The organism is Streptomyces sp. NPDC001406 (assembly GCF_042895285.1).
GTDB lineage: Bacteria > Actinomycetota > Actinomycetes > Streptomycetales > Streptomycetaceae > Streptomyces.
Genome location: NZ_JBIAWG010000039.1, coordinates 1 through 25,787 on the forward strand (window position 1 = coordinate 1; position 25,787 = coordinate 25,787).

The 25,787-nt window shown below is 68.3% G+C and carries 25 protein-coding genes, 1 tRNA gene and 5 pseudogenes; 13 read left to right on the forward strand and 18 right to left on the reverse strand.

Annotated features, from left to right (window positions below):
- Window positions 1-416, reverse strand: a 416-nt coding sequence (locus tag ACFY1J_RS45110; RefSeq protein WP_390733248.1) for a transposase, incomplete at its 3' end; no start/stop codon positions are given.
- A 333-nt stretch (window positions 417-749) separates the two neighbouring features.
- Between ACFY1J_RS45110 and ACFY1J_RS45115 the strand changes: the two genes are divergently transcribed.
- Both ACFY1J_RS45115 and ACFY1J_RS45120 read left to right on the forward strand, forming a co-directional pair.
- Complete coding sequence (locus ACFY1J_RS45115) at window positions 750-890, forward strand: hypothetical protein (protein WP_390713236.1); 141 nt, start codon at window positions 750-752, stop codon at window positions 888-890.
- Window positions 891-1,623: 733 nt separating this feature from the next.
- Window positions 1,624-2,469, forward strand: coding sequence for a hypothetical protein (locus tag ACFY1J_RS45120; protein WP_390733249.1), 846 nt, complete (start codon window positions 1,624-1,626; stop codon window positions 2,467-2,469).
- A 410-nt stretch (window positions 2,470-2,879) separates the two neighbouring features.
- Here the strand turns inward: ACFY1J_RS45120 and ACFY1J_RS45125 are convergent.
- A pseudogene (locus ACFY1J_RS45125) lies at window positions 2,880-3,664 on the reverse strand (acetoacetate--CoA ligase); the annotation flags it as partial.
- A gap of 873 nt (window positions 3,665-4,537) precedes the next feature.
- Here ACFY1J_RS45125 and ACFY1J_RS45130 point away from each other — a divergent pair.
- Entirely contained in the window at window positions 4,538-4,951 is a 414-nt protein-coding gene (locus ACFY1J_RS45130; RefSeq protein ID WP_390713234.1) for a hypothetical protein, read from the forward strand.
- 86 nt (window positions 4,952-5,037) lie between these two features.
- Here the strand turns inward: ACFY1J_RS45130 and ACFY1J_RS45135 are convergent.
- A pseudogene (locus tag ACFY1J_RS45135) lies at window positions 5,038-5,814 on the reverse strand (IS3 family transposase); the annotation flags it as partial.
- 70 nt (window positions 5,815-5,884) lie between these two features.
- Between ACFY1J_RS45135 and ACFY1J_RS45140 the strand changes: the two are divergent.
- Window positions 5,885-6,010, forward strand: a pseudogene (locus ACFY1J_RS45140) (IS3 family transposase); the annotation flags it as partial.
- Between the two features lie 129 nt (window positions 6,011-6,139).
- Here ACFY1J_RS45140 and ACFY1J_RS45145 read toward each other — a convergent pair.
- The 3 genes from ACFY1J_RS45145 to ACFY1J_RS45155 all read right to left on the reverse strand — a co-directional run bounded on the left by ACFY1J_RS45145 (window position 6,140) and on the right by ACFY1J_RS45155 (window position 7,833).
- A complete protein-coding gene (locus tag ACFY1J_RS45145) occupies window positions 6,140-6,469 on the reverse strand; it encodes a WhiB family transcriptional regulator (RefSeq protein ID WP_390713233.1) in 330 nt (109 codons plus the stop codon).
- 133 nt (window positions 6,470-6,602) lie between these two features.
- Window positions 6,603-6,944 (reverse strand): STAS domain-containing protein, encoded by a 342-nt coding sequence (locus ACFY1J_RS45150; RefSeq protein WP_390713232.1) that lies wholly within the window; start codon window positions 6,942-6,944, stop codon window positions 6,603-6,605.
- Window positions 6,945-7,704: 760 nt separating this feature from the next.
- Window positions 7,705-7,833, reverse strand: coding sequence for a hypothetical protein (locus tag ACFY1J_RS45155; RefSeq protein ID WP_388056073.1), 129 nt, complete (start codon window positions 7,831-7,833; stop codon window positions 7,705-7,707).
- Between the two features lie 5 nt (window positions 7,834-7,838).
- Between ACFY1J_RS45155 and ACFY1J_RS45160 the strand changes: the two are divergent.
- From ACFY1J_RS45160 to ACFY1J_RS45170, 3 genes and pseudogenes are all read left to right on the forward strand, one after another.
- A pseudogene (locus ACFY1J_RS45160) lies at window positions 7,839-8,424 on the forward strand (DinB family protein).
- Between the two features lie 305 nt (window positions 8,425-8,729).
- The gene (locus tag ACFY1J_RS45165; protein WP_390713171.1) at window positions 8,730-9,875 is read left to right on the forward strand and encodes a transposase; all 1,146 of its coding nucleotides are present in this window, start codon (window positions 8,730-8,732) and stop codon (window positions 9,873-9,875) included.
- A gap of 18 nt (window positions 9,876-9,893) precedes the next feature.
- A complete protein-coding gene (locus ACFY1J_RS45170) occupies window positions 9,894-10,184 on the forward strand; it encodes a transposase (protein ID WP_390713172.1) in 291 nt (96 codons plus the stop codon).
- Here ACFY1J_RS45170 and ACFY1J_RS45175 read toward each other — a convergent pair.
- The 3 genes from ACFY1J_RS45175 to ACFY1J_RS45185 form a co-directional block, all read right to left on the reverse strand.
- Window positions 10,149-10,454: a hypothetical protein gene (locus ACFY1J_RS45175; RefSeq protein WP_390713189.1), complete on the reverse strand. Its 306-nt coding sequence runs from the start codon at window positions 10,452-10,454 to the stop codon at window positions 10,149-10,151. The two genes, ACFY1J_RS45170 and ACFY1J_RS45175, sit on opposite strands and share 36 nt — an antisense overlap.
- A gap of 347 nt (window positions 10,455-10,801) precedes the next feature.
- Window positions 10,802-11,059 carry a transposase family protein gene (locus ACFY1J_RS45180; RefSeq protein ID WP_390733250.1) on the reverse strand — a complete coding sequence of 86 codons (258 nt, stop codon included), beginning with the start codon at window positions 11,057-11,059 and terminating at the stop codon, window positions 10,802-10,804.
- A 36-nt stretch (window positions 11,060-11,095) separates the two neighbouring features.
- Window positions 11,096-11,629, reverse strand: coding sequence for a GNAT family N-acetyltransferase (locus tag ACFY1J_RS45185; protein WP_390713173.1), 534 nt, complete (start codon window positions 11,627-11,629; stop codon window positions 11,096-11,098).
- 472 nt (window positions 11,630-12,101) lie between these two features.
- Between ACFY1J_RS45185 and ACFY1J_RS45190 the strand changes: the two genes are divergently transcribed.
- From ACFY1J_RS45190 to ACFY1J_RS45200, 3 genes and pseudogenes are all read left to right on the forward strand, one after another.
- The gene (locus ACFY1J_RS45190) at window positions 12,102-12,230 is read left to right on the forward strand and encodes a hypothetical protein (protein WP_390713174.1); all 129 of its coding nucleotides are present in this window, start codon (window positions 12,102-12,104) and stop codon (window positions 12,228-12,230) included.
- 51 nt (window positions 12,231-12,281) lie between these two features.
- On the forward strand, window positions 12,282-12,431 hold the full coding sequence (locus ACFY1J_RS45195) for a transposase (RefSeq protein WP_390733251.1): 150 nt from the start codon (window positions 12,282-12,284) through the stop codon (window positions 12,429-12,431).
- A gap of 125 nt (window positions 12,432-12,556) precedes the next feature.
- Window positions 12,557-13,465, forward strand: a pseudogene (locus ACFY1J_RS45200) (IS3 family transposase); the annotation flags it as partial.
- Window positions 13,466-13,619: 154 nt separating this feature from the next.
- Here ACFY1J_RS45200 and ACFY1J_RS45205 read toward each other — a convergent pair.
- Window positions 13,620-15,209: a S8 family serine peptidase gene (locus ACFY1J_RS45205; RefSeq protein WP_390713176.1), complete on the reverse strand. Its 1,590-nt coding sequence runs from the start codon at window positions 15,207-15,209 to the stop codon at window positions 13,620-13,622.
- Between the two features lie 295 nt (window positions 15,210-15,504).
- Window positions 15,505-15,996, reverse strand: a complete 492-nt coding sequence (locus ACFY1J_RS45210) for a hypothetical protein (RefSeq protein WP_390713177.1) — start codon at window positions 15,994-15,996, stop codon at window positions 15,505-15,507.
- 389 nt (window positions 15,997-16,385) lie between these two features.
- Between ACFY1J_RS45210 and ACFY1J_RS45215 the strand changes: the two genes are divergently transcribed.
- A tRNA-Gln gene (locus tag ACFY1J_RS45215) sits at window positions 16,386-16,460 on the forward strand.
- Window positions 16,461-16,488: 28 nt separating this feature from the next.
- Here the strand turns inward: ACFY1J_RS45215 and ACFY1J_RS45220 are convergent.
- On the reverse strand, window positions 16,489-16,773 hold the full coding sequence (locus ACFY1J_RS45220; RefSeq protein ID WP_390713178.1) for a hypothetical protein: 285 nt from the start codon (window positions 16,771-16,773) through the stop codon (window positions 16,489-16,491).
- 17 nt (window positions 16,774-16,790) lie between these two features.
- On the opposite strand from ACFY1J_RS45220, the gene ACFY1J_RS45225 reads away from it, so the two are divergent.
- Together ACFY1J_RS45225 and ACFY1J_RS45230 are read left to right on the forward strand one after the other, a co-directional pair.
- On the forward strand, window positions 16,791-17,057 hold the full coding sequence (locus ACFY1J_RS45225; protein WP_390713179.1) for a hypothetical protein: 267 nt from the start codon (window positions 16,791-16,793) through the stop codon (window positions 17,055-17,057).
- A 163-nt stretch (window positions 17,058-17,220) separates the two neighbouring features.
- The gene (locus ACFY1J_RS45230; RefSeq protein ID WP_390713180.1) at window positions 17,221-17,631 is read left to right on the forward strand and encodes a hypothetical protein; all 411 of its coding nucleotides are present in this window, start codon (window positions 17,221-17,223) and stop codon (window positions 17,629-17,631) included.
- Window positions 17,632-18,153: 522 nt separating this feature from the next.
- Here the strand turns inward: ACFY1J_RS45230 and ACFY1J_RS45235 are convergent.
- The 6 genes from ACFY1J_RS45235 to kdpB all read right to left on the reverse strand — a co-directional run bounded on the left by ACFY1J_RS45235 (window position 18,154) and on the right by kdpB (window position 25,578).
- The gene (locus ACFY1J_RS45235) at window positions 18,154-18,672 is read right to left on the reverse strand and encodes a hypothetical protein (protein ID WP_390733252.1); all 519 of its coding nucleotides are present in this window, start codon (window positions 18,670-18,672) and stop codon (window positions 18,154-18,156) included.
- Window positions 18,673-18,778: 106 nt separating this feature from the next.
- On the reverse strand, window positions 18,779-20,737 hold the full coding sequence (locus tag ACFY1J_RS45240; protein WP_390713182.1) for an amino acid transporter: 1,959 nt from the start codon (window positions 20,735-20,737) through the stop codon (window positions 18,779-18,781).
- Window positions 20,738-20,894: 157 nt separating this feature from the next.
- Window positions 20,895-21,257 carry a hypothetical protein gene (locus ACFY1J_RS45245; protein WP_390713183.1) on the reverse strand — a complete coding sequence of 121 codons (363 nt, stop codon included), beginning with the start codon at window positions 21,255-21,257 and terminating at the stop codon, window positions 20,895-20,897.
- Between the two features lie 27 nt (window positions 21,258-21,284).
- Window positions 21,285-22,061, reverse strand: coding sequence for a GNAT family N-acetyltransferase (locus tag ACFY1J_RS45250; RefSeq protein ID WP_390713184.1), 777 nt, complete (start codon window positions 22,059-22,061; stop codon window positions 21,285-21,287).
- Window positions 22,062-22,280: 219 nt separating this feature from the next.
- Entirely contained in the window at window positions 22,281-23,090 is an 810-nt protein-coding gene (locus ACFY1J_RS45255) for an SDR family NAD(P)-dependent oxidoreductase (RefSeq protein WP_390713185.1), read from the reverse strand.
- Window positions 23,091-23,424: 334 nt separating this feature from the next.
- Entirely contained in the window at window positions 23,425-25,578 is a 2,154-nt protein-coding gene (kdpB, locus tag ACFY1J_RS45260; protein WP_390713186.1) for a potassium-transporting ATPase subunit KdpB, read from the reverse strand.
- Between the last annotated feature and the right edge of the window lie 209 nt (window positions 25,579-25,787).

A 25,787-nucleotide genomic window follows, 5' to 3' on the forward strand; every position in this document is an offset into this window, starting at 1 on the left:
TTGGTGTGGCGGATCATCTCCACCGTGCCCTCGGCACTCTTCGGTGTCGCGGTCGCGGTGCCCGCGAGGACTGCGCGGGCGGCGTTCTCCGCGTCTATAGGGTCGGACTTTCCGCGCTGGCGGCGTACTCTGCGGTCGGGCCGGTTGACCTCGATCACCTTGTGGCCGTGTCGGCGCAGGTGGGAGGCGAGCCCGGCGCCGTAGGAACCGGTGCCCTCGACGCCGAAGCCAAGGGCCTGTCCGAACTGGGCAGCCCACTGGGTGAGTTGTTCGTATCCGCCGCGGTCGGCGGCGACGCTGAGGTTCCCTTGGGTGCCGCCGACGACGTCGACAACGACCGCGGTGTGCACGTACTTATGGGTGTCGACTCCGACGACGACTTTCCCGATCGGCTCGGCCTGCAGGATGCTGGTCATGGCTGTCCGTTCCCCTCCCGGAAGCGGCGCTCACCGCGAGACCGTCGGCCGGGCGGGCGGACAGGACTGTGACGAGCGCCTGGTGGAGCAGGCTCCTGACTTGTTGAATCGAGCCCAGATGCTCGGTCTGCAGCCGTAGCGTCCAGGGTGTCGGTCGGCACGGGCCCGCAGTGCTCCTTGCCGCCTTCGGGCTGGCTCACTGATAGCGTGCCGCCGCCGGCCGACACCCGCGCGGTGTGGCTCGACAGAGGCATGAAGGTGACGCAGTGACTTCAAGTCAGGGTGCCCACCGCACTCTCCTTCCTGTCTCATCGAGTGCGAGGGCAGCAGCCTGTGATCCTGATCGGTGTCGATCCCCACAAGTCGTCCCACACCGCCGTCGCCGTAGACGTCGCCGGCCACCAGGTGGCCCAGCGCCGGTTCGTCGTCAACTCCGGCACCTTCCGCCAGCTGATGCGCTGGTGCGAGCAGTAGCCCGGCCGTCGTTTCGCGGTCGAGGGCGCCGGCGGCCTGGGCCGCTCGCTCGCACAGCAACTGGCAGCTGCGGGCGAGAACGTGGTCGCAGTGGTGCAGGTGGCTCCCGAGATAGCCACCAGACGCCTGACAGAGCTACGAACCCCCGCAAGCCTGGCCTTGATCCCGACGTTCATGCTCCGGCCTTCGCTGGACTTCATGTTTCCCCCTGAATGACTATCGCTGAGTGTCTGTTGACAGTTCTGGACCAAAGCTTGCTAGAGACAGGTGACTTGGGGCCGTCGCTGCTGCTCATGCGCGGCCGCGTCCCGTCGGCCTCCGGCGCTGTGCTGGAGGTCTCTTCGTCCGCGACCAACAATCGACTCTCGGAACCCCGGCGGCTAGGCTTTTGCACGAGGATGCGAAGGCTCCATGACCAGCACCGCCAGGGACCACGCCCAGGGATGCCACGTTGATACGGATCCGTCTGACGAGCGCGACCTCGAACGGATGCAGGTCGCTGACGCATCCCGCCTTCGGATACGAACTCGCGCTGGGCGGAGCACACTTGGCCGAAGCGTGCCCCCGGCCGCCACCTTTCAGCGTGGCGCCTCAAAGTCGCCCGCAACGGAACCCACATCACAGCAGACTGTTCGACCTGTACACGGATCTCTACCTGCCGGCGTTCTTCGACAAGGCTGCCCAACCGGCGCCGACAGCGATCAATCTGGAGTCCCCACCCGAAGTCGCTCACTTGCGGGACCTGGCCCGATCCGGCGCACTCACCCCCTTCACACGTGCGCTGGCCGAGGGCCACACGCGCGCGGCCACCGCCTTGGACCAGATACTCAACGACCGCCGGGCCACGGCCCTGGACCCCTACTGCCGACGCATCTCCTCCGTCGCCGCCACCGCATCCGCGAAGGCACGGACCCATGCCGCCATCGGCGGCCCTGACGGCCTGCTGCGCTCCATACATCCGTCTGTCAGCTGGGACGGTCGGCACCTGCGCCTGAACACCAACGTCGATGCCGTGGAATCCCTCGAGGAACGGCCCTTGATCTTCCAGCCCTCCGCACTGGTCACCCGGATCACCTTCAACCCCCTCGCCGATGAGGTGATCGTCAGCTACCCCGCGGCCGCGGCCGCCCTCACACGGGACCCCGAACTCCACACTCCGCTCCAGGCTCTGCAGTCGCTCCTGGGCACGACCAGGGCAGCGGCATTGGTCGCTGTGGTCAGGACGCCCGCCCTGACCACCGGCCAGCTCGCGGCGACCTCGGCGTCTCCGCCGCAGCCGCATCGCGGCACGCATCCGTCCTTCGCACCTCCGGGCTCGTCGCCACCACCCGCAACGGCCAAACGGTCCACCACCACGCGACCCGACTGGGCCTGGACCTCGCCCACGGATCAGCCACCGACGACCAACCAGAGCAGGGCTCCTAGGCGGACCGAGCAGCGCCCCGCCGCACCCGCTCGGCCTCAGTCCACTCGGCCTGGGCGGCTCGTCGATCTCCACATCCCCGACGCCCACCGCGCCGCGCGTCCCTGGCGCAACGCGTGCGAGCTGCCTCAAACCGCCCTCAGCGCTGGCGGTTGACCTACCGTGAACATCCCGGACAGCGACGACGAAGGGGGAGGGTGAAGTTCCAATAAAGGGACGGGCTGAGCTGGGAGATCGCTGAGCGGGGCTGTGTTCCAGACCCCTCGCCTCTACCGTGGTAGTGGTGGAGGGGTGGCGGATGGGCTCGCTGTTCGAGGAACTGGAAGCGCGCGAGGCGGCTGCCCGGGTTCGGGTGGAGGAGCTGGAAGCCGAGGTCGCCGAGCTGTCCGGGAGGCTGGGGCTGGCCCACGCGGGGCTGGAGCGGTTGCGGATCGCGCGGGAGACGGTCGCCGAGGTGCTCGCGGAGATGACCCCGGTGAAGGCGGCGGTGGCCGCCGGTGATCTTCACCTCTCCCAGCGGCAGGAGGACCTGAGCCAGAACGATGGCGAAGCGATCTGTGCCGTTCTCATGCGTCGGCGGTCCGGCGGCGGCGTTCGGCTCCCAGACGGGCGTAGTAGTCGACGAGTTCGGGGGCGTCCACGGCGTCGGGGTTGACGACCTGCTCGGTGGGGGTGCCCTGGAGGAGGCGCTTGACGGGGACTTCGAGTTTCTTGCCGGTGCGGGTGTGCGGGATGGCCGGGACTTCGAGGATCTCGTCGGGGACGTGACGAGGGGAGGCTCCGGTGCGGATTGCTTCCTTGATCTTCTTGCGGAGGGCGTCGTCCAGAGTCACCCCGGAGGCCGGGACCACGAACAGCGGCATCCAGTAACCTCCGTCAGGTTCCTCCGCGCCGATGACGAGGGCTTCGGTGATTTCGGGAAGGCGTTCGACGACGTCGTGAATGTCGGCGCTGCCCAGGCGTACGCCGTTGCGGTTCAGCGTGCTGTCGGATCGGCCGTGGACGATCACCGAGCCGTGACCCGTGACCGTGCTCCAGTCGCCATGCCGCCACACGCCGGGGAAGAGGAGAAGTAGGCGTCGCGGTAGCGGGTGCCGTGGGGGTCGTTCCAGAAGTACAGCGGCATCGACGGCATGGGGCGGGTGACGACCAGCTCGCCGACCTCGTCGGAGACGGGGAGGCCCTCGGCGTCGTATGCGGCCAGGGCCACGCCGAGGTGGGGCGCGGACAACTCACCAGCCCAGACGGGAGTGTTGGGCGCACTGCCGGCGAACCCGGACACCACGTCCGTGCCGCCGCTGGTGGATGCGAGCAGGACATGGTCGCCCACGTGGTCGCGGACCCAGGAGTAGGGCACCCGAACGAGTCCGACGTGCCATGCGCCGAGCGGCCGGGCTCTAGCCGCTCACTCCCCTGTTGGGCGTCCATTTGGGGTACACACCAACTCGCCAGCTCGCATGCGCTGTCCGCGCGTCCATCTAGCTCCGTACTTCGCGGGTAGCTCGTTGGATCTGACCCAGCAGGAGGGAGCGGAAAGCCTGAGAGCTCGTTTTCACCTGCTTTGTGACGCTTCACTCGCCTCGGTGCTGCATTCTCGTCTCTCGCGCGACAGGGTCGTGCGCGGCGAGGCGAGAGTAGTTGCCGATACGGCACGTCTTGGAGCGAGACGGACTTCAGGGAATGAGACTGGCAATGCGGAGTCCCGCTGGATCCCGCCAGCCGCAGGGACGTAGTGACGCCTCGGAAGTCACACCTCTGCGGTGGAGTGATTTGGAATGAAACAGACTTAATCGATGAAAACAACCTCTGACAGGATGATGTCATGATGGCTAATTTCGGACGCCTGCCTGTACCCCCGGCTCATGAGCCTGACTTCGAGGAAGATTTCGCCGCTCCGCAGCTCAGGGAAGATCGCTGGGTCGAACACTATCTTCCGCACTGGACGTCACCCGAGCGGTCTCAGGCACGCTATGACACGAACGGGTCCGGGCTGCGGCTGCGTATCGACGCTGACCAGCTGGATTGGCGAGAGGAAGACGCCCCGCTTCGTGTGTCCAACCTGCAAACCGGCGTCTTTTCTGGTCCAGCGGGCTCTCGGCGAGGGACACACCGGCATCGTTCGGATGGACTTGTTGTCCGCACGGAGACACCAGAGCGTTTGCTGTGGACGCCCACGGCTGGACGTGTAGATGTGACCGTGAGCGCGAGTGTGAATGAGGGGTGCATGCTCGCGGCGTGGCTTGTGGGGACGGAGCATCTGTCCGAGAGAGACAGCGGCGAGATCTGCATCTTCGAGATCGATGCCGACGCTGTCGGCGAGGGGAAGAGTCACGCCCGATGCGGAGTGAAAGCACATTCAGACGCGCGGCTGGCAACCGACATGGCGGAAGTCGTCCTTCCCATGGACGCTTCGAAGCCCCATACCTGGACAGCTATCTGGGGACCATCAGGCACGATCATCGGCTGCGAGGGCGTTATTGTGAAACGGATGCCTCAGGCTCCCGGCTACCCGCTCTTCTTGATGATCGACCTCTTTGAGATCGGCCCTCGCTCGGGGACCGACACCTCCTACCCGAAGACTGCTCATATCCACCGCGTGCTTGGGTGGGATGCCGTTTCCGCGTCTGACAGGAAGTAGCTTGGCGAGGAGGATGGCCCGGATCCGCCCTCGCAACCGGCTCAGGCTGTCGAGTGAGGTTGATCCCCGGGAGTGGACACCGGGTTTCACGCGACGAGTGGCAGCGTACGTGATGTGGTCAGTTGCTGTTCGAACTCGGCTGGTGTGAGGTAGCCGAGCGCGGAATGCCGACGCCGCTGGTTGTAGTACGACAGCCAGCGGAACAGCTCCAGCCGAGTCTGTGCCTTCGAGGTCCAGCGCTTTCCGCGGAGCAACTCCCGCTTGAGACCCTGGAATAACGACTCGGCGAGGGCATTGTCATAGCTTGAGCCGACCCGGCCCACGCTGCGGCGGATGCCGTGCCGACGGCAGACCTCGGCGAAGGCGGCCGCGCTGTATTGGGCGCCCCTGTCCGTGTGGAAAACGACGCCGCGAACCCGGCCGCCGTGGGCGGCCACGGCCATCTCGATCGCGTCGGTGACCAGCGAGGTGCGCATGTGGTCGGCGATCGACCAGCCCACCACCTTCCTGGGGCAGATGTCGATCACCGTGGCGAGATAGAGCCACGTCGAGCCGACGGCTATGTAAGTGATGTCGCCGCACCACCTGGTATTCAGTGTGTCCGCGGTGAAGTCGCGCATCACCAAGTCCGGCGCGGGCGGCGCGGTCCTGTCCGCGATCGTCGTCCGCTTCTTCTTGCGCAGGTGCCGGCCGACGATGTGGTTGATCCGCATCAGCCGGGCGACGCGCTTGCGGTTGATCCTCCGTCCCCTCGCCCGCAATTCCGCATGCACGCGCGGAGCCCCGTACGCCCCCTGGTGTTCGGCATGGATGGCGCGGATCTCGCTCACGGTCCGCTTTTCCTCGGCCCGGCGCTCGGCGCGGGTCTGAGGCAACCCCCTCGGTGTGGACACTCTGACAATGGATCTTGTGGATCCGAGGAAGGGTGTCCTGGTGGGACGTAAGTCTCCGTATCCGGCGGAGTTCAGGAATGACGCGGTGGCGTTGTACCGCGCGGCGGGCGGGAAGCGTACGTATGCGGCGGTCGCAGAGGATGTCGGGGTGACCGGCGAGACGCTGTGCGCGTCATCGTCACCGGGACCGCTGAACTCGTGCGTGACCCGGCCTGGCTCGCCGTCTATCGACGGGCGTTGGCACCGTGGGGCGTCGGCGAGACGGACCACGTCATCCGGATCAGTCCAGACCTGGTCACCGGCTGCCTGCTGGCTGGTCACCGGCCGGCATGACACGGCTGTTCGCCCGGCTGCGGCGGCGCTCCAGCATCGACTCGCGCTCGCCCTCGGTGAGTCCGCCCCACACTCCGTAGGGCTCGTGGACCGCGAGAGCGTGCGCGGCGCATTCCGCGCGCACCGGGCAGCGTATGCACACCTCCTTGGCCGCCGTCTCCCGTGCGCTGCGGCCCGCGCCGCGTTCGCCCTCGGGTTGGAAGAAGAGTGTGTCGTCGACCTCGCGGCAGGCGGCCAGTAGCTGCCAGGTCCACAGGTTGGCGTCGGGACCGGGGAGTCGGGATATGTCCACCGCTACTCATCGCCTTCCATAGATCTGATGTGTCGATCTGCTTGATGTCTGAGGGAGACATGTCTGTAACTGCCAGGCTTCCCGGCTTCGGGGGGCTTCGCAGTGGTGATGGCGCCGTTGCGGAGCCGTCCGGTCACTGGAAGGCGCAGGGGATGAACTGATCCAGTGACAGCAGCCGGAACACACGGCCCAGCCGCGGCGGCACGGACCGTAGCCGCAGACGCGTGTTCGCTGCAGTGCAACGGCCGTGCAGGCGCAGGAACATGGTGACCCCAGAGGAGTCGCAGAATGTGACGTCGGCCAGATCCAGTACCAGCTCGGGTGCGCTGGCAGCGGTGAGACGGGTGAGTTCGGGCTCGATGCGTGGCACGCTGTCCAGATCGAGCTCGCCGGACAGCTTCACCGCTCCATCCTCCATCGCCGGTGAGACCAGCGCAGCGGTCATCGGCATGCGGCGGGTCATGGCGTACGTCATGGCTCGTGTCATGGGTGTGGCAGCCTTTCGGATGGTGTCGGCAGCAGCTCGGTGGCCGAATCGCCCGCGGTCCTGGTGTCTCGCGGCCACATGTCAGAGCCCACCAGCTGCGGGGGGCGTGTGCCAGGGGCCAGATGCCCCAACCGCAGGGCCCAAGAGTCCCCACGTTGCTCGGCGGAATGCCGAACCGGGTGGGTAGCGTGGGCGCCGAGACGCGCGAGAACCTGGCGCAGTCTCCGGGGGGAGTCTCAAAGCCATCCGGTTCCGAGGGGGCCGGCCGGAGTTCGACGCGATCACGCACGCGTTGGATGATTAGGGCGTCATCACCCTGGACCGAGCGGGCCGCAACTTCCTGGAGCGCGGGCGCCGAGAAGGTGATCGGATATCCGGTGGGCGAGGTGCTCGGGCAGAGCGTCTCCGTCCTCCGTTCCGAAGGGGGAGCGGACCGCCGAGGCTGCGGCCGGTGAGCTGGAGACGGCTCGTACGGCCGGGCGCGCGGAGGTCGGGGGCTGGCGGGTCCGCAAGGACGGGCAGCGGTTCCGGGCTGGGCGGACAGCTACTTCCATTCCTGTACGCGCCCCCTGCCTGAGAAATGGGCCAGAATTATGAAATCTGGCATCGACGGTGTGCAGTGACCTGGGCCGTAGTGATATCCGAACTGGCCTCGAAACGGCATCCGGCTGACCGGTTCGCGTACAGCGCGGGTCCCGGGGTTTGAGCTCCCGGACCCCGAGTACATGACCGACACTCAGAGGTTGTCTCACGTGGCAAGTTTCGCGAGCTTCTTGTAGCAGGTCAGGGCGGCGGCGATGGCCAGGCCTCGGCTCTGCCAGTCGTTGCGGACCACGTACGGGATCTTGAGACCACGAGCAGCCCATGGCAGGCTCATGCCGCATGATCGATGAATTCGCGAAAGGCAACCTGCACGGGAGACTGCGGCGGGACCGCAAGGCGCTGCTCTGGAAAGCTCGACGGCTTGTCCGAATACGACGCCCGCCGGCCTTTGACAGCGACCGGGACCAACCTCCTCGGCCTGGTCAAACACGTGGCCACTGTCGAGGCCAGGTACTTCGGCGAGGTCTTCGACCGCCCTTCCCCGGAACCGCTGCCCCGGTGGCAGGACTCCAACGGCAGCGATCTGTGGGCGACCGAGGACGAGACCCGCGATCAGATCATCGGGTTCTACCGGCGCACGTGGGAACGCTCGGACGCGACGATCAACGAGCTTCCCCTCGACGCCCCCGGCCACGTGCCGTGGTGGCCGGAGCCTTATGCCGACACGAACCTGTTCGCCATCATGGTCCATGTCCTCGGCGAGTCCATCCGGCATGCCGGGCACGCCGATATCCTGCGCGAGGGCCTCAACGGCCGGACCGGGTTGCGCGCCGAACTCGAGAAGCAGATCGACGAGGAAGCCCGTGCAGCCTACTGCGCGAAGATCGAGCAGGCCGCCAGGTCGGCCGCACCAATCAAGGCTTAGAGGCAATGCCGTGACTCTGTTGGCGATGTTGGCGGGGTGCTGACACCTGGTTCGGTGGGTGCTTGTCTGGTGGGAGCGGGGCGGTGTCGGCGGTGGGGGTGGTCGCGATGTCGCTGCGGCCGGAGAACCATCAGAGGATCCCGGTCAGAACGGTGCGGACAGCGCGGGCAGCGTGTCCGAACGGCACTCCGGCGATGCTGATCAGAGACCGGTTGGACGTGCTGTTCGAGGACGAGAAGTTCGCCGGACTGTATCCCTCGGACGGCAGGCCGGGGCTGTCTCCGGGGTAACTGGCGCTGGTATCGGTGCTGCAGTTCACGGAGAACCTGTCCGACCGCGCTGCGGCTGACGCGGTGCGGACCAGGATCGACTGGAAGTACGCACTGGGCCTTGAGCTCGACGATCCCGGGTTCGACTACTCGGTGCTGTGCGAGTTCCGGGCCCGGCTGGCCGAGAACAGTGCTGCCGACCGGCTGCTGGAGGCGATGCTGCAGCGTCTGGGCGGGGCAGGCCTGCTCAAGGCCGGCGGCCGGCAGCGCACCGACGCCACCCATGTGCTGGCCGCGGTGCGCTTCCTCAGCCGCCTGGAGCTGGTCGGGGAGACACTGCGGGCTGCTTTGGAGGAACTGGCCGAGGCCGCCCCCGCCTGGCTGACTCCGCTGATCGCACCGGAGTGGGGCAAGCGTTACGCGCGAAAGGTAGAGATCGGCAAGCTGCCGGGCGGAAAGGCGGCGGTGACCGAGTGGGCCGAGAAGACCGGCCGGGACGGACAGACGATTCTCGCCGCTGCCTGGGCCGCATCTGCCCCGCCTCATCTGCGGCTGCTGCCGCAGGTCGAGATCCTGCGCCAGGTGTGGGTCCATCACTACTACTGGGATGCGCGCGGGCGGCTGCGTTGGCGGGACGGCCACGCCAGGCCGCCGGCTCACCTGCGCTTCGATTCCCCGTACGACACCGAGGCGCACTACTGCGTCAAACGGGACACCGCCTGGAGCGGCTACCGCGTCCACGTCACCGAGTCCTGCGACGCAGAGCGCCCCGAGCTGGTGGTCCACGTGGCCACGACGTACTCGACCGTGCAGGACGTCGAGATGACCTCGATCATCCATGACGACCTCGCCGAGCGGGAGTTACTGCCGGGCGAGCATGTCGTGGACAGCGGCTACGTCACCCCGGCACACATCGAGCGGGCCGCCCGGGTCCACGGCATCACCCTGCTCGGCCCGGTCGTCCTCGACAACAGCCGTCAGGCCAAGAACGGCTCGGGTTTCGACAAGTCGGCTTTCCCCATCGACTGGGACCGCCAGCAGGCCACCTGCCCCCAGGGCGCGGTCAGCCGGGAGTGGAGACCGCTGCGGATCAGCGGACACGACTACATCCAGGTCAAGTTCGCCAAGGCGGACTGCCTGGCCTGCCCGGTCCGCCCGCAGTGCACCACGTCCGTCACCTGACCAAGAGCCCTCGCCCTGTTGCCCACCCGCGAACTCCACGAGATCCAGATGCACAACAGACTCGACCAGGCCACCAAAGAGTGGCAGCGCCGCTACGCGATCCGGTCCGGCATCGAGGCCACCCTCTCCCAAAACGCCCGCGCCCACGGCCTGCGCCGTTCCCGCTACCGCGGCCTGGCGAAAACCCACGTCCAGCACGTCCTCACCGCGCTGGCCTGCAATGTCACCCGCATCGCCGACTGGATCAACACTCCATCCCCAGCCCGCCGCCGATCAAGCCACTTCCGTGCTCTGTGCACCGCCGCATGACCCCACCAACATCGCCAACAGAGTCACGGCATTGGCCCTAGACCGCCCTAGACCGGTGACGGTGAGCGTGCGCACCGAGCGGGTCTCACGCCGGCCGTGCCTCGCCTCGCGGTCGTAGCGGCGGGCGGTCACCTCCTTCCACGGCAGCGAGCGCAACGCGTTGTGCAGCGTCGGCTGGTTCCGCTTGACCACGAGCAGGTAGTGCACCTGCTTCGCCTCCACCAGCCACCTGGCGTGGCCACGGTGGGTGTGCAGGGCGTCGGCGGCCACCACGACACCCGCCAGGTCGAACGGGCCAGCAGCTTCGTGAAGCCGGTGACCTCGGTGGTCTTGTCCGGCACCCGCAGCTGGCTGACGGTGCGTCCGCCTTCCAGGACGGCGGAGAGCAGATGGGCAGCGGGGCCGGTGTCCGTGCGTGAGCCGCGGGCCGCCTTGCCGTCCACAGCCAGGCGCCGGGTGCCCGCTGGGTCGCATCCGAGCAGGTCGGCAAGCCCGCCGGGACATACCAGGGTCAGGAGGCGGCGGATGGTGGAGCTCGATGGTGCGCGGCACACGCCCAGCGGGCCGACGGCGCGCACGCCGAGACGGGCGAGCGTATCCAGGGGCGCGTGGCGGGCCTACTGGCCCACGGCCAGATAGGAGCGAGCCCCGGCCAGCACCGCACAGCAGGCGGTGAGCAGGACCGATACCAGCGAATGGCGCCGTCCCCGCCGATCTTGCAGATCGTGAAGAACGGCCAGTCGTTCGGCGACGCCGCCCACGCCGCGCTGGGCGGCAGTGGGCGACTTGGTCAGGCAGACAGTGGCGAACTGGCGGCACATCGAAGCCACGCCGGTGAGTTTGTCGCGGCGGCTGCGGGTGTTGGAGGTCCACACACCCAGCCTCACGGGGGGTGCCGTCGGGGAGCGCTTCTACGTGTCCTCTCGGGACGCGGTGGCGGCCGCCACGGTGCACGCCTCGTTCGCCGCGGCGGGCCGGTCCTGCCCGGGACCGTCGTAGTCGCTGTGCACCCACAGGCCGCCCACCTCGCGGTCGCCCTTTTCAACAACGAACCCCATGGCTCGGTGAAAGGCGACGGACCCGGTGTTCGCCGGCGACGTGATCGCACGCACTTCTTGTCGGCCCGCCTCGGCGGCCGACTCGAAGAAGGCCGTGTAGAGCCTGCGGGCCACGCCGCGCCCCCGCAGCTCGAGGTCCACTCCTACGAAGTGGACATAGGCCTCGTGATCGTTGTCCGCGGAGTGGAAGCCAACGAGGAACGCTTTGATCCCGGCATCATCCTCCAGCACCAAGCTGGTGCTGGAAAAGAACTGGAGAAACAGCTTTGGAAGCAGCAGGGACAACGTGCGAGCCTGCTCGGGCGTGCGTGAGTCACCCCACCACTTCCGCACGCACTCGACAATCGTTCTGTGGTCTGAGACGCGGGCTCGGCGCAGGTCCGGCACTTTGATCCCTTTCTGGGTGAGTCTCGATGGAATCCCGATCCGTTGACCATGCTGCCTCCGCCGACACCCCTGTCACAGAGGAGCAAAAGCCAGCGACCGATGGCTTGCTGCCACCTATGTCGACCTCGTCGGCAGCAGCTAAGCGCATGCCCCGGGACCTGCCCGCTGCCCGCGCCCGGTACGGATGTCAGCGCTGTGCGGCACGATGCGCTCATGCCGACCCTGGATGACCTCCCCCGTATCGTCGGGCGAAGCTGCTGTGGGAATACGCCCACTTCGGCGTCTACCAGGTCGATCAGATGGTCCGTGATGCTGCCGGGACGCCGTGCCGCCTGTCAGGCGTTCCCGTGCCCGCCTCGCCGAGAGTGGCCGTGCTCGGTGATGACGGATGCTTTCACCCCATGAGCGACGGTCAGATGCACGGCTCCGAGAGGCGATCCGGGCAGGCGTGGGAGCACCGGCAGCACTGTGCATGGTCACAGACGGCGCGACCACCGGCACCTCCTACACCTACGACGCTGCAGGCCGGCTGACCAAGGCTCAGGACGACACGGGCGTGACCTGCACCACCTGCGCCCACACCTTTGAAGCTTCCCCTTGATCGTGGACACCTGGAGACTGGGACATGAGGTTCCAGAGGAAGTAGTGCCAGGTGGGAAGCAAGTACACGAAGCGGTACACCGCGGAGTTCAAACGGGATGCCGTCGCACTCGTCGACTCCACAGGGCGGACGGTGACCGAAGTCGCCCGGGAACTCGGGGTCAGCCCGGAGTCGCTGCGCGGCCGGTACCGCCAGGCCTAGACGGACCGGGGTGAAGGCCGACCCGGCGAGCTCAGCACGGCAGAACGCGACGAGCTCAAGCGGCTGCGCAGGCAGAACGCCGAACAGGCGAAAACGATTGAGGTACTGCGAAAGGCCGCGGTCTTCTTCGCGAAGGAGAGCGATCGGTGAACGAGACATACGCGTTCATCGAGGCGATGAAGACCACCCATGGTGTCGCTTTCCTGTGCCGGCTGTTGAAGGTGGCCCGTTCCTCTTTCTACGCCTGGCTCGCCTCGGCGAAGACCCGAGTTGCCCGGCAGACCGCCGACGAGGCCCTGGCCCACGAGATCACCGTCATCCACGTCGCCTCCCGCCAGACCTACGGCATCCCGCGTATCCATGCCGAACTGCGACGTCTGGGACAGCGCGTGAACCGCAAGCGGGTCGCCCGAGTCATACGCGAGCAGGGCATCCAGGGCGCCCATCGCCGCAGGCGGCACTCGCTGACACGGCCGGACAAGAGGGCGAGGCCGGCCCCGGACCTGATCGGCCGCGACTTCCACGCCGACCGCCCCGGCACGAAGCTGGTCGGCGACATCACGTTTCTCCCGACCGGCGAGGGCTGGCTCTACCTCACCTGCTGGCTGGACCTGGCCACCCGCGAGGTCGTCGGCTACGCCATGGCCGACCACCACCGCGCAACCCTCGTCGTCGACGCCCTGCGGATGGTCGCGGGACGCAGCCGGCTCCAGCCCGCCTGCATAGCACATTCGGACCGCGGCAGCGAATATACGTCCGGTCAATTCCAGTACGAGGTAGGCAAGTTGAACCTACGGCAAAGCTGCGGCCGCACCGGATCATGCTTCGACAACGCCGCCGCGGAGAGCTTTTGGGCCCTACTCAAAGAAGAGATCGGGACCCGGGCATGGCCGGACCGGGCCACCGCCCGCGCCGAGGTCTTCGCCTTCATCGAGGCCTTCTATAACCGCCGCCGCCTGCGCAGGCACAAGGTCTTCGGCTACCTCACCCCAGCTGAGACCAGGCAGCGGCACCAACACGCCCTCGCGACATAGAGATCGAGTGTCCAAGAACACGGGGAAACTTCATGATCGGTCAGTCTGCGCACACGGACAGGCTCGGCCACCACGCCTCCAGCGGTCGGATCGGACGTCACCGCACATCCAACCGCCGCGACCACCAACCGGGCGAACCTACGAGGTCACAGCACTAGCCGGTCATGGAGGGGGTGAAGGGTGTCAGGGCTGGGGCGAGCTGCATGCCGGGGGTGAGGCCCAGGGCGGTGAGGGCGTCGGGCAGCCCGCGTCCGGTCCGGGCGGCTTCCACGGTGCCGGGGGTGGCTAGTTGGCGGCAGCTGGCGGCGATGATGTCGAACAGATGCTGTACCCGGCCGGGGCCGCGGGGCAGCAGCTGGCCGTGGAAGACCTCGTGGTGGGCAAGAACGAGGGCGGCCAGGCCCGCAATGTGGGCCGAGGCCGTTGCGGTGCCGTCGGCGGCGGTGTAGCCGCCTTCCGGCGCGCACGAGAGGACCGCCACGCCGGGGGCGGCTGCGTCGATGCCGGGGCCGTGGCAGCTGAATGGGGCGGCGAACAGACCCTCGGGGCTCAGCTGTGGTCCGGTGTGGGTGCCCTGGGAGGAGTCGGGCGGGTAGGTGCCGAAGGCTCCCAGGGCGCCGACGGCGAAGACGGTGGGCAGCGAGGCGGGGAAGGCGATCGGCCCGCCGGTGTCGCCTGCCGGGGCGATGCAGGCGATGCCCGCTGCGGTGGCGTCGGCGAGTTTGCGGGAGAGCAGCGTTGAAGGGTACGGGGATGCGACCGCGATGTGGGCGATGTCGGCTTCGTGTTCGATGCAGTGGTCGAGGGCGGCGATCAGGTCGCTGAAGTGACCGTCGGGCAGCACCTGGCAGATGTCGAGCTCGGCGTCGACAGCAATCCCGACGATCCCCTTACCGGTGTCCGCCCCGGCGATAATGCCGGCCACGTGCGTACCGCTGCCGAGTGGATCGTGCGCCCAGCCCTCCTTGGCGCGGCTGATGAGGTCAATCCCGTAGCGGACCCGCTGCTTCAGATCGGGGTGGTCGCTGCTGACCCCCGTACCGATGACCGCGATTTTGATGCCGAAGCCACGGAATGTGGGGGGCAGCCGGTCCAGCCGCATGGCCTGCTGGCCCCAGCCGTAACTCTGGCGTTCCTCCAGCTCTGGGTACACATTCGCGAGCGGGGTGAGGGTGATCAGGTTCTCCCGCGTGGCCGACAGGTCGGGGCGGTTGATCCAGCGGTCGGTGTAGCCAGCCTTGGGGCGGACGTACAGGGACTGAATGGACCGTTCGGTGTCGGTGGCCAGGGTGACGGTGACTGTCCCATCGGCGGCGGTGATGCCCTGGGCCGGCCAGGTCGCCCCGATCAGGAACACCCCCGCGCCAGCAAGGGGTTCGCCGTCCAGGCCGCAGACCCGCAAGGGAATCTCCACGGGCTTCTCCAGCGACATGACCAGTCCCGGATCGTGCACCGGCAGCATCCCCGGCGTCACCGTGGCGGCGGGTCCGGCGGCGGTCAGCGGCAGGTCGGGTTCGATGTGCACGTGCAGAGTCCGCATCGCCGGCAGCTGCATCTCGGCGGCTTCGACGACCGCGATCTCCGGGCAGGAGGGAATCACTCCGGCTGCCTGCAGCTTCTCGGAGGGCTGGAGCCGGCGGATCACGCTGACATCGGGCATGTTCTCGAGCCGGTCGCACACCGCATCCATGCTCAGTTCGGGCACTCCCGGTGGAAGCAACTGCTGCGGCAGCGGCGTCACCATGTACCGGTGCCGACGTGGCTGCACGGCGACTGGTGACGATGCGTTCTTCTTTCGTGGCGCCGCTTCTTTGTCCTCGGGTACCGGCCTGCCGCCGGCCCCCACGCCCTCGGATTCGCTCTGGCGGTTGTTCCGGGGCTTGTTCCCGGGCCTGTCCTTGACCATCACGCCTACCTCCACCACGCCTGTGTCGCCTCTTTGTGTTCTTAATCCGGATGACGGGCGGCTCCCGCCTCCATGGTGATGCGGTGTGCCCAAGAGCAGCTCCCGGGTACACCGCATCACGCGCCGCCGGCAATTAGCCGATACCGAAGGGCTGACCCATCTGGCCGAAGCCGAAGCCAGGCTGCTGGTACTGCTGCTGGTTCGGCTGGCCGAACGACTGCTGACCGAACCCGCCGGGCCACTGCTGCTGGCCCTGCTGGCTCTGCTGCTGGCCCTGCTGGCCCTGCTGGCCCTGCTGGCTCTGCTGCAACAGCGTCAGGATCGCGGTCGGTAGGGCCTGCTGCACCGACTGCTCGACAGCGCTGCGCACGCCCTGGAGCAGCGTGGTGTGCAGCGCGACGGCCAGGTACGGGTGGGCCTGGTGGGCCAGGCCCTGCTGCTGCAGCTGCTGCTGGACCTGCTGGATCTGCTGCAGCGTCTGCTGCATGCGCTGCGCGATCTGCATGCTTGCCTGCTGGCAGGCCTGCTGGATCGTCTGCTGGACGACCTGCGCGAGCTGCTGCTGCGGCCCGGCGATCTGCTGGCCGAACTGCTGCAGGGGCGGGGTACCGGTCATCACCGACATGAATGCTCCATTCGATGCCACGGGAAAGCCAACATAAGAGATGATGTTGACCTTTTCGGAATGATTCCGACGCGCTGAAGCTAAGTTGCCGTCGCGCCGCCCGCAACCGGGCGAGCCGCTCAGGAGGAGGAGTCCCTCGATCGGATCCGTGCGCCGAGCACGCCCCGCAACCCAACCCCGATGACCACTTCCCGGGACCGACTGGGTCATCGACACGCTCCAAGCGCTCCACCCCACCCCCAAAAGAAACCCAAGAGTCTGATCGACACGCCTGGCGCGCCGCTGAGCAGCACGGCGAAAGTGCATAGATTAGGTACATGGCCGTGCTGCGTTGCGATACGCGGTAGGGCGCGCTCCGGCTTGCCGTGGCTCCCGCGGTTCGGGGCAAATGGGATATGGGGTAATTGGCAGCCCGACGGTTTCTGGTTCCGTTAGTTCAGGTTCGAGTCCTGGTATCCCAGCCAACGTGGATGCCGCCCATCACGGCAGGCATCACGTCAGAAGGGGCTGCTGTTCGGTTGTCTGAGTCATGACTGCGAGGCGCGCCTGACTCAGCCGTGCTCGGCGGCGGATGTTGTCGGCACTGAGGGACGGCGGTGCGGTGGGCGTGAGGCGGCGCTCGTCGGCATGCGCGGCCTCTATGACCGGATCGTCACCAGCCTGGGCGGCACGCCGAAATACCAATCCGCCGCTCTCGCAGCTCAGGCGTCTGCCGCGCTGGCCGCCGAGGTCGACGAGCGCGGTCGCACCCCCGCGGTCGTGATCGACGAGTCGCACCTCCTGGACATCACGAGTTGGACGCGATCCGCATGCTCACCAACTACGACATGGACTCCACGACGCCGTTCGCGGTGTTGCTGATCGGGCAGCCCACGTTGCGCAGGCGGATGAAGCACGGCGTCCTGGTGGCCCTGGACCAGCGGATCTCGATCAGCCACCAGATGCCGACCATGACGAAGGAGGAGACCGCCAGCTACATCAAGCACCACCTGACGATCGCCGCCCGGTCCGATCCGCTGTTCTCCGACGACGCCGTCGACCTGATGTCGCCGTACGTGTGAACGTGGCTCTGACACGAAAGATGCAAGCGACTGTGGGCCATTGGGATGGGTTCGAAGCGGAGGGTCATTCCGAGGCTGTTCGCTTCCCTCTTTCGTGTCAGAGCCGCGTTCACGCGTACGGCGACACCTGCGTGAAAGCCTGCAGATCGCCGAACGGATCGCCATGCGTGGTCCGTTGGCCGGTGCCCTGGGAGCGCTCGCGGAGTTCGAGCTGGCCCGAGGCCGCACCCCTGCCGCACGCGAACTCCTGCTGCGCGCCATGCGACCGGAACGCGGCAACGCCGCGATGCTGGCACGCCTGCGGCTGAGCCTCGCGGCGACCTACGAGGCCGAGAATGACCTCGCCATGGCCGAGGACCTGTTCCGCGCGGCGGCCGCGGGCGCCGGACGCACCGGCCAGGATGAGCTCACCGCCCTCGCCCTGGCCGACGCGGCCCGCGCGTTGGCCTCCACCGGAGATCCCCAGGACGCCCAGGCGCTGGGCGCAGAGGCCCTCGAGCGCTTACGAACCCTTGCCGGCCCGAGGGCGAACGAGGTCGAGCGGTGGCTGGACGGGTTTCGGTCACCCTCATGAGCGGGTGGTGACGCGGCTCGCGACGTTGTCCCCAGCCGAGTGCCACTGCGCGGCCCCGCGCACCCACGTCTACAGGACCTTGCGTGTAGGGTGCGCCACTTCATGCGCGTGCGAAAGTTCTGACCTGCAGTTTCCACGCCTGTGCGTAACGGGCTGCGGTCGGTTGTCCAAGTGAAATGTGTAATGAGTGAAGGCGATGGGACTGCACGGTCACACTAGGTAGCGCCCTTTGTTAGGGCAGCAGGACTTCGGAATGGTCGCGGGGCACCTGGCTTGTGTCCGGGTGATGCCGAGGGCCTGACAGTCTTCCAAGCGGGCTGGCGAGGGCCGTTGAGTCGGCTGGCGTAGCGGCGGCCGAGTGCTGCGTAGGCGGTCGCGTGGGCCACCCGGATCTGTCACGCGCCCTCGCCGGATCGGAGTGCTCAGTCCGATTCTGTCCCCGGCCGGGGAGCCACCGTCCGCCACCCGTTTCTGTCACCTCAGACAGACTCAAGAGGTCATGGAGTTTCCGCATCTGTCAGGTCAGGAAAGGCCGGAAGCCCGGAGAACCGCCTCCGCGGTCTCCTCGTCGATCTGGTGCCCCAGCCGGTCGAGGACGTCCGCTCCGTGGCGGAGCGTGCCCCGCTCCAGAGAACGGCGGACACCTGTGTCGAGTTCGTGCCAGAGCAGGGGGTTGGCGGCGAGGATCCGGGGATCGAGTTCGAGGCGGTGGCCGTAGACGTCCCGCAGGACCAGGTGGGAGGAGACACCGTCGTACTGTCGTACGGCCGCAAGCGCGTCCGTGCGGACCACGCGTCGGCGCCAAGGGGTGCGTACCGCTAGCCAGCCGGGGCCCGCACTCACCCGCTGTGGGAGCAGGACGGCGCCTACCGCGGCCGACAGGGTGACCCAGAGCAGGGCGCGGAGGGGCGTCAGGCTGCCCGCGTCCCAGTCGACCAGGAAGCTCATGGCGCAGAAGACCAGGGTGCAGCTCACCGCGAGCCGGGCGCTGCCGCGCCAGTGGCGGTCGCCGGCCGGGCCCGTCGATCCGCTCCGTCGCATGACGTTGACGCTAGGCGGCCGTACGCGGTCCGGCGACTGCTGCTTACGGGGTCCTAACGCCGCACGGGAGAATCTTGACGGGATCCTGACGCGGTCGCCGGAGTCCTCAGCCGGTGTGGATGCGCGGGCGCCTGGCCCGGTCCGGTTCGGCCTCGCGCAGGACCTCACGGGTGACTGGGGCGACCTCGCCCTGCCCGAAGAGGAAGAAGCGTAGGAAGTTGGCGAACGGGTTGCCCTCGGTCCACTCGAAGTAGATGTGCGGGGTGCAGCGGGTGCTGTCGCGGACATGGAGGAGGAGGGCTGCCAGGGCGTTGGGGATGGAGGAGGACTCCAACGTCAGGACGCGGTAGCGGTTGTGCAGGACCTCGCCGCGTACCGTCAGGCCCGCCTCGAACTCGGAGGGGTCGGTGACCGTGACCTCGACGAAGACGAAGTCCTCCTGTTCGGGCAGGTCGTTGTCGGCCCGGATCTGCTCGATCTTGTCGCGGTACTGGGCCTTGTCCCGTCGGCCGGGCTCGTTGGCGATGAAGCGGATCTTTCGGCTGGCGATGTCCCTGACGAATCGTTCCGCCATCGGATCGAGCGTCACGCTGGTCACACGCAGCTCGAAGGCGCGGGCCAGCCGGGACAGCAGAGAGACCAGCATGATGCCGACGATGAAGCAGGCGCCGATCTTCACACCGTCCGGGCGCTCGACGACGTTGGCAGCGGTCACGTAGAGCAGGACCGCGGACACGGTTGCGAAGCCGATGGTCCAGCCGCGCTGCCCGGCCCTACGGGAGGCGATGGTCACCGCGATCGCCGCGGAGGACATCAGGACCAGCACGCCGGTGGCGTAGGCGCCGCCCTGCGCGTCCACGTCGGCGTCGAAGATCCAGGTGACCAGGAAGGCGACCAGCGTGAAGACGATCACCATCGGGCGCACGGCGCGGGCCCAGTGCGGGGCCATGCCGTAGCGGGGCAGGTAGCGCGGCATGAGGTTGAGCAGGCCGGCCATGGCAGAGGCGCCGGCGAACCACAGGATGGCGATGGTCGAAAGGTCGTAGACCGTGCCGAAGACGTTGCCCAGGTACTCGTGCGCCAGATACGCCAGCGCGCGGCCGTTGGCCTTGCCGCCGGACTTGAACTCGTTCTCCGGGATGAGCACCGTCGTGATGAAGCTCGTGGCGATCAGGAACACGCTCATAATGAGCGCTGCGGCCGTCAGCAGCTTCTTGGTGTCCCGGATCCGGCCCTTCGGCTTCTCCTCGCTGTCATCCGGGTCGCCCTGGACGTGGGGCATGACGGCAACGCCGGTCTCGAAGCCGGACAGGCCCAGGGCGAGCTTCGGGAACACCAGCAGGGACACACCGATCATGGCCAGGACGTTGCCGTGCTCGGTGGTCAGGGCGCTGGTCCAGTCGGTAACCACGTGGCCCGCAGTGAGGACGTGCCACATGCCGACCACCACGACCACCGCGTTCAGACCGAGATAGACCACCACCAGCGCCACCGCGACGCCGATCGCCTCCAGGAAGCCCTTGAGGAACACCGCGCCCAGCAGCGCGACGAGGATCAACGTGATGAGCATCTGCTGGCCGTGCAGCGTGCTCGTCAGGTGCGGGTTCTCGATCAGGTGGGTGGAGGCGTCGGCGGCCGACAGGGTGATGGTGATCAGGAAGTCGGTCGCCGCGAAGCCGAGCAGGGTGAGGACGAACAGTTTGCCCTTCCAGAAGGACAACAGCCGCTCCAGCATGGCGATGGAGCCCTCCCCGTGGGGACTCTCCTCGGCCACGCGGCGGTATACCGGGAGGGCGCCGGCCAGGGTGACTATGACGAGGACGAGGGTGGCGATCGGGGAGAGCAGGCCGGCCGCGAGGGCCGCGATGCCGGGCTGGTAGCCGAGGGTGGAGAAGTAGTCGACGCCGGTCAGGCACATCACGCGGTACCAGCGCTGGCCCTTGTGCGAAGGCTCCGGCTCGGCCTGCGGGCCGGCGTGGGCACCGTGCTTGCCCATGTCGGACAGGCCCTCCAGCATCCACGTCCGCAGTCGGCTCGGCGGCGGGTGTTCGGTGGTGGTGGCCATCGGCGTGCTCTCCCGGTGTGCGGCTCAGCGTGGGGTTCCGGCCATCACACGGACGGCGGCACCAGCGTAAGCAAGGGGTGACGCACGGACCCACGGATATGTCCGCCGAACGCGTCAAGGCCGCGTTAAGGTCGAGCGCGTCGCGTGATGCGCGCCGTCAGAACCGGACATCCAGCGTCATGTCGTACGACGTTTCCATGCCGCCCCTCAGCCAGGTGATGTGGATCCGCAGGCTGCTCGCGTCCCGATGCAGAGACGGCTGCATGGTGAGGCTGCCGTCGGTGTAGGTGCCGTCCGGATGGGTGCCGTAGGCGCCGCCGCGGTCGTCGTACTCGTTGCCGAGGTCGTCCAGAGCCTCCAGGACCGGGAGTACGAGGGACTCGCTACCCGACTCCGGCAACGGTGGGGTGATCCAGTAGTGGAGCGTGAAGGAGTTCTCCCCGCGCTTCAGCCGGATGATCGTGAGCTCGTGGCTCCCTCCGAGGATCGGAAGGGTGAGGAGCGGGGGCTTCCTGGGCACTGGCTTCTCCCTCTTTCGGGGCGCTCGCTAGGCGCTGAGCCGATCGTGTGACACGGGGCTCCCCGACGCGTAGTGGACGTATTCGCGGACCAGGCGGAAACCGGCGTTCCAGGCCAGGAGGCGGCTGGCGCGGTTGTGGATCGAACAGTTCCAGCTGGGCGTGTGGCCACGGGAGGCGATGTCCGCGCAAAGGGAGGTGACGCAGGCGAGGGCGAGGTGGTGGCGTCTGCGGTCGGGGACGGTGTAGACCGCCACGTCCTCGTAGCCGGTGCCGCGGAAGTAGGTGCAGGCCACCGCGAGGATGCGACCGGTGCGGCCCACCGCGGCCCAGGCGTGTCCGGAGGCGGCGAGGCCGCGCGGTCCGCCCCAGCTGGCCGAGAGCCAGGACGCGTCCGGGCCGAGGGCATGCACGGCGTCGGCGTCCGCGGGTTCCAGGTGCCGTACGGTCACCGCGTGCGGGACGGTGGCGGGCTGAGGCGTGGCCTGGAGCGTCCAGATCATGCGCTCCCACGGGGTGAGCCGGTCGAAGGCGACGCCGAGGGCGGGCAGGAACCGGGCCGGAGCCTCGACGCGGTTGCCGGCCAGAGGCGCGAGGAGACCCGGCGTGAGCTCCTCCGGGCTGCCGCACAGCACGACGTGGCCGGCGCAGGATACGGCGACCGTGCGCGGCTGGACGGGCCGGTCGGCCCACCAGCGGCCGATGCCCGTGGCCAGCACGTCCTCGCCGATCGTGGCGGGGCCGGGGAATCCGGTAGGGAACCAGCGCGCGAGCGCCCGGGGGTCCGGCGGTGAGATCTCGATCATCGGTGCCTCGTGGGGGTTGGGGTACGGGTGGATCGGGCGGGCGACGGGGCGCTTTCCCGCTCCTCGTCGCCCCCCCCCGTGCGATCGACGACGTGCATCGACGTGGTCGGTCAGTTCTGGCCGGCCTTGTTGCCGTGGTTGGCCTTCTTCTTGCGGCGGGTCTTCTTCTTGCGGGCGCGCTTCGACACGTACGTCAACTCCTCTGTTCTGGACGATGCTTCAAGCGGTGCGGCCGACCAGCAGGTCCGCCAGCTTGGTGAGGCGCTTGACCGTCCGCTCATCGGTCGCGGCCGGGGCCGGCTCAACGCGCTCGGCGCGGTCGTAGTAGGCGCCGTTGACGATCTCGACCGCCGGGTCGCACAGCCGCACCACGTGCGCCGCGCCCTCGGCGGGCGAGAGGCCCTCGTGGGCGTACAGCGGCAGCAGCGCGGTGTCGCAGGCACCCGGGTGCACGGAGACCGCGGTGACGCGGGGGTCGGCTGCGAACACCGTCAGGGCCAGCTGGGACTGGGCGTAGGCGGCGAGGCGGGAGTAACGGCGGGCGCGGTTGGGGTCGGCCCACTGGATGGATGCCGTGCGGTGCAGGGACGAGGAGACGTTCACGACCCGGCCGCCCGAGTCGCTGGTCAGGGCCGGCTCCAGCAGGCACGTCAGCAGGTAATGGGCGAGGAAGTTGACCTGGAAGGCGATCTCGTTGCCGTCGGCGGTGACGGTGTGCCGCTCGGGGGCGGCCACGCCCGCATTGTTGACCAGGACGTCCAGGTGCGGGTGTTCGGCGACGACCGTGCGGGCGAGGGTCTCGACTTCTTCCAGGTGGGCGAAGTCGGCCGAGTAGAGAGCCAGTTGGCCGGCACCGACTCCAGCCGTGGCGATGAGGCGGTCGGCGGCGGCCCGGGTCTCCTCGGCGGTACGGCCGTGCAGCAGCACGGTGGCGCCGCGCTCGGCGAGCTGCCGGGCGGTCTCGTAGCCGATGCCGGAGGTGGCGCCGGTGACCAGGACGGTGCGGGACGAAAGGGTGGAGTTGGGCATGATCCAATCCGGGGTTGCGGGCACGTCGGTACCGCCGGGTGAGGGGCGGTGGGCGTGCGGTGGCGAAGGGAGGGCGAGGGGCGCAGGAGCCGATCACGGCGCCCCTCGGGTCACGGAAAGCGGTCGGCGGGACGCGGGCGCTTCCGGTCAGCGCGGCAGATGACACGACGGCCGAGCGGGACTCGGCGGCCGGTCGAAGAGAAGCCAGGCGCTGTTCACAGGTTCCATGGAAGCCGTGCCGCACATCCCGGGCAAGCCGAAACCCCGTTCTCTGACGGGGCTCTGACGTGTGCATACGGGGCCTTGACGGGCGAGCCAGACGGACGGGCGTGGCTCAGCCAAGGCCGGGTACCCCCGAGATCAGCAGGTCGATCAGCTTGATGCCCACGAAGGGCAGCAAGAGGCCGCCGAGGCCGTAGACGAGCAGGTTGCGGCGCAGCAGGTCGTGTGCGGAGGACGGGGTGTAGCGCACGCCGCGCAGAGCCAGTGGGATCAGTGCGACGATGATCAACGCGTTGAAGATGATCGCGGAGGTGATGGCCGAGGTCGGGCTGTGCAGGCCCATGACGTTCAGGGACTCCAGGCCCGGGTACGAGCCCGCGAACATCGCCGGGATGATCGCGAAGTACTTCGCGACGTCGTTGGTGATGGAGAACGTGGTCAACGCGCCTCGGGTGATGAGGAGTTGCTTGCCGATCTCGACGATCTCGATGAGCTTGGTCGGGTTGGAGTCGAGGTCGACCATGTTGCCGGCCTCCTTGGCGGCCGAGGTACCGGTGTTCATCGCCACGCCGACGTCCGCCTGCGCGAGCGCGGGCGCGTCGTTCGTACCATCACCGGTCATGGCGACCAGCTTGCCGCTCTCCTGCTCCCGCCGGATCAGCGCGAGCTTGTCCTCTGGGTTCGCCTCGGCCAAGTAGTCGTCCACGCCGGCCTCTTCGGCGATGGCGCGGGCGGTGAGCGGGTTGTCGCCGGTGACCATGACCGTGCGGATGCCCATGCGGCGCAGTTCGGCGAAGCGTTCGCGGATGCCGTCCTTGACGACGTCCTTGAGATGGATCAGGCCGAGCACCCGCGGTCCGTCCCAGTCGTGCACGGCGACCAGTAGCGGTGTCCCGCCGGACGCGGCCACGGCGTCCGCGTACATCCGTGCCTCGGGCGGGACTTGGCCGCCGTACTGCTGCACCCATTCGATCACCTGCTGCGCGCCACCCTTACGGATGGCGCAGACGGCTCCGTTGTCCCAGCGCAGGTCGACGCCGCTCATCCGGGTCTGTGCGCTGAAGGCGACCCAGCGGGCGTTCGCCAGTTCGCCCTCGGCGGGGGCCCGTAATCCGTACCTGTTCTTGGCGAGGACGACGACGGAGCGGCCCTCCGGGGTCTCGTCGGCCAGCGAGGAAAGCTGGGCGGCATCGGCGAGCTGCCGTTCGTCGATCCCGGGCAGCGGCACGAAGGCGGCGGCCTCGCGGTTGCCCAGGGTGATGGTGCCGGTCTTGTCGAGCAGCAGGGTGTTCACATCACCCGCCGCCTCCACCGCGCGGCCGGACATGGCGAGCACCTTGCGCTGTACGAGCCGGTCCATGCCCGCGATGCCGATCGCGGACAACAAGGCGCCGATCGTGGTCGGGATGAGCGTGACGAGGAGGGCGACCAGCACGGTTGTCGACTGGGCGGCGTCGGCGTACTCAGCCATCGGCTGAAGGGCGACCACGACCAGGACGAAGACGATCGTCAGGGAGGCCAGCAGGATGTTCAGCGCGATCTCGTTCGGGGTCTTCTGCCGGGAGGCGCCCTCGACGAGAGCGATCATCCGGTCCAGGAAGCTGTTGCCCGGGCGTGCGCTGACCCGGACGACGATTCGGTCGGACAGGACCGTCGTACCGCCCGTGACGCCACTGCGGTCACCGCCCGACTCCCGGATGACGGGCGCGGATTCGCCGGTGACGGCGGATTCGTCGACTGCGGCGACCCCGTCGACGACATCGCCGTCCGCTGGGATCATCTCGCCTGCCTCGACCAGTACGACGTCCAGGGGCTTGAGAGCGGTGGCGGCGACCGCCTCCGTGCGGGCGGTGCGAGGATCGGTGCCGTAGCGCCAGTCGAGCACACGCAGCGCCACCGTGTCCGTACGGGCCCTGCGCAGAGACTCCGCCTGCGCCTTGCCGCGCCCCTCGGCAACCGCCTCGGCGAGGTTGGCGAAGACCACCGTCAGCCACAGCCAGAGACTGATGACCCAGGTGAAGACGGCCGGGTGGAACAGGGCCGACAGCGTGGTCAGTACCGCCCCGACGGACACCACGAACAGGACCGGGTTACGGACCAGGGCGCGCGGGTGCAGTTTTCGCAGGGCCTCGGGGAAGGAGCGGACGAGTTGTCCGGGCTCGAACAGTCCGCTCGGAGCGCGGCGTCTCGCCCTTCCCTCCGATCCGGTCCGGGCTGCGCGCTGGGGGCGTGACGGTGGGGCCTGCTCGGGAGCAGCGGGAAGCATGGACACCTTCGTGCCTTGAGTGGCGGACAGGGACTGTGGCCGTAGGTCCGTGGGGGGGGGGGGGCCCCGCCCCCCCCCCCGGGGCCCCCCCGGGGGGGGGGGGGCGGCCCCCCCCCCCCCGCCCGGGGGGGGGGGCCCCCCCGGCCGCCCCCCCCCCCCCCCCCGGCGAATAAGCGGGCGCTGGCGCAGTACAGGGAGAAGGTCAGCTG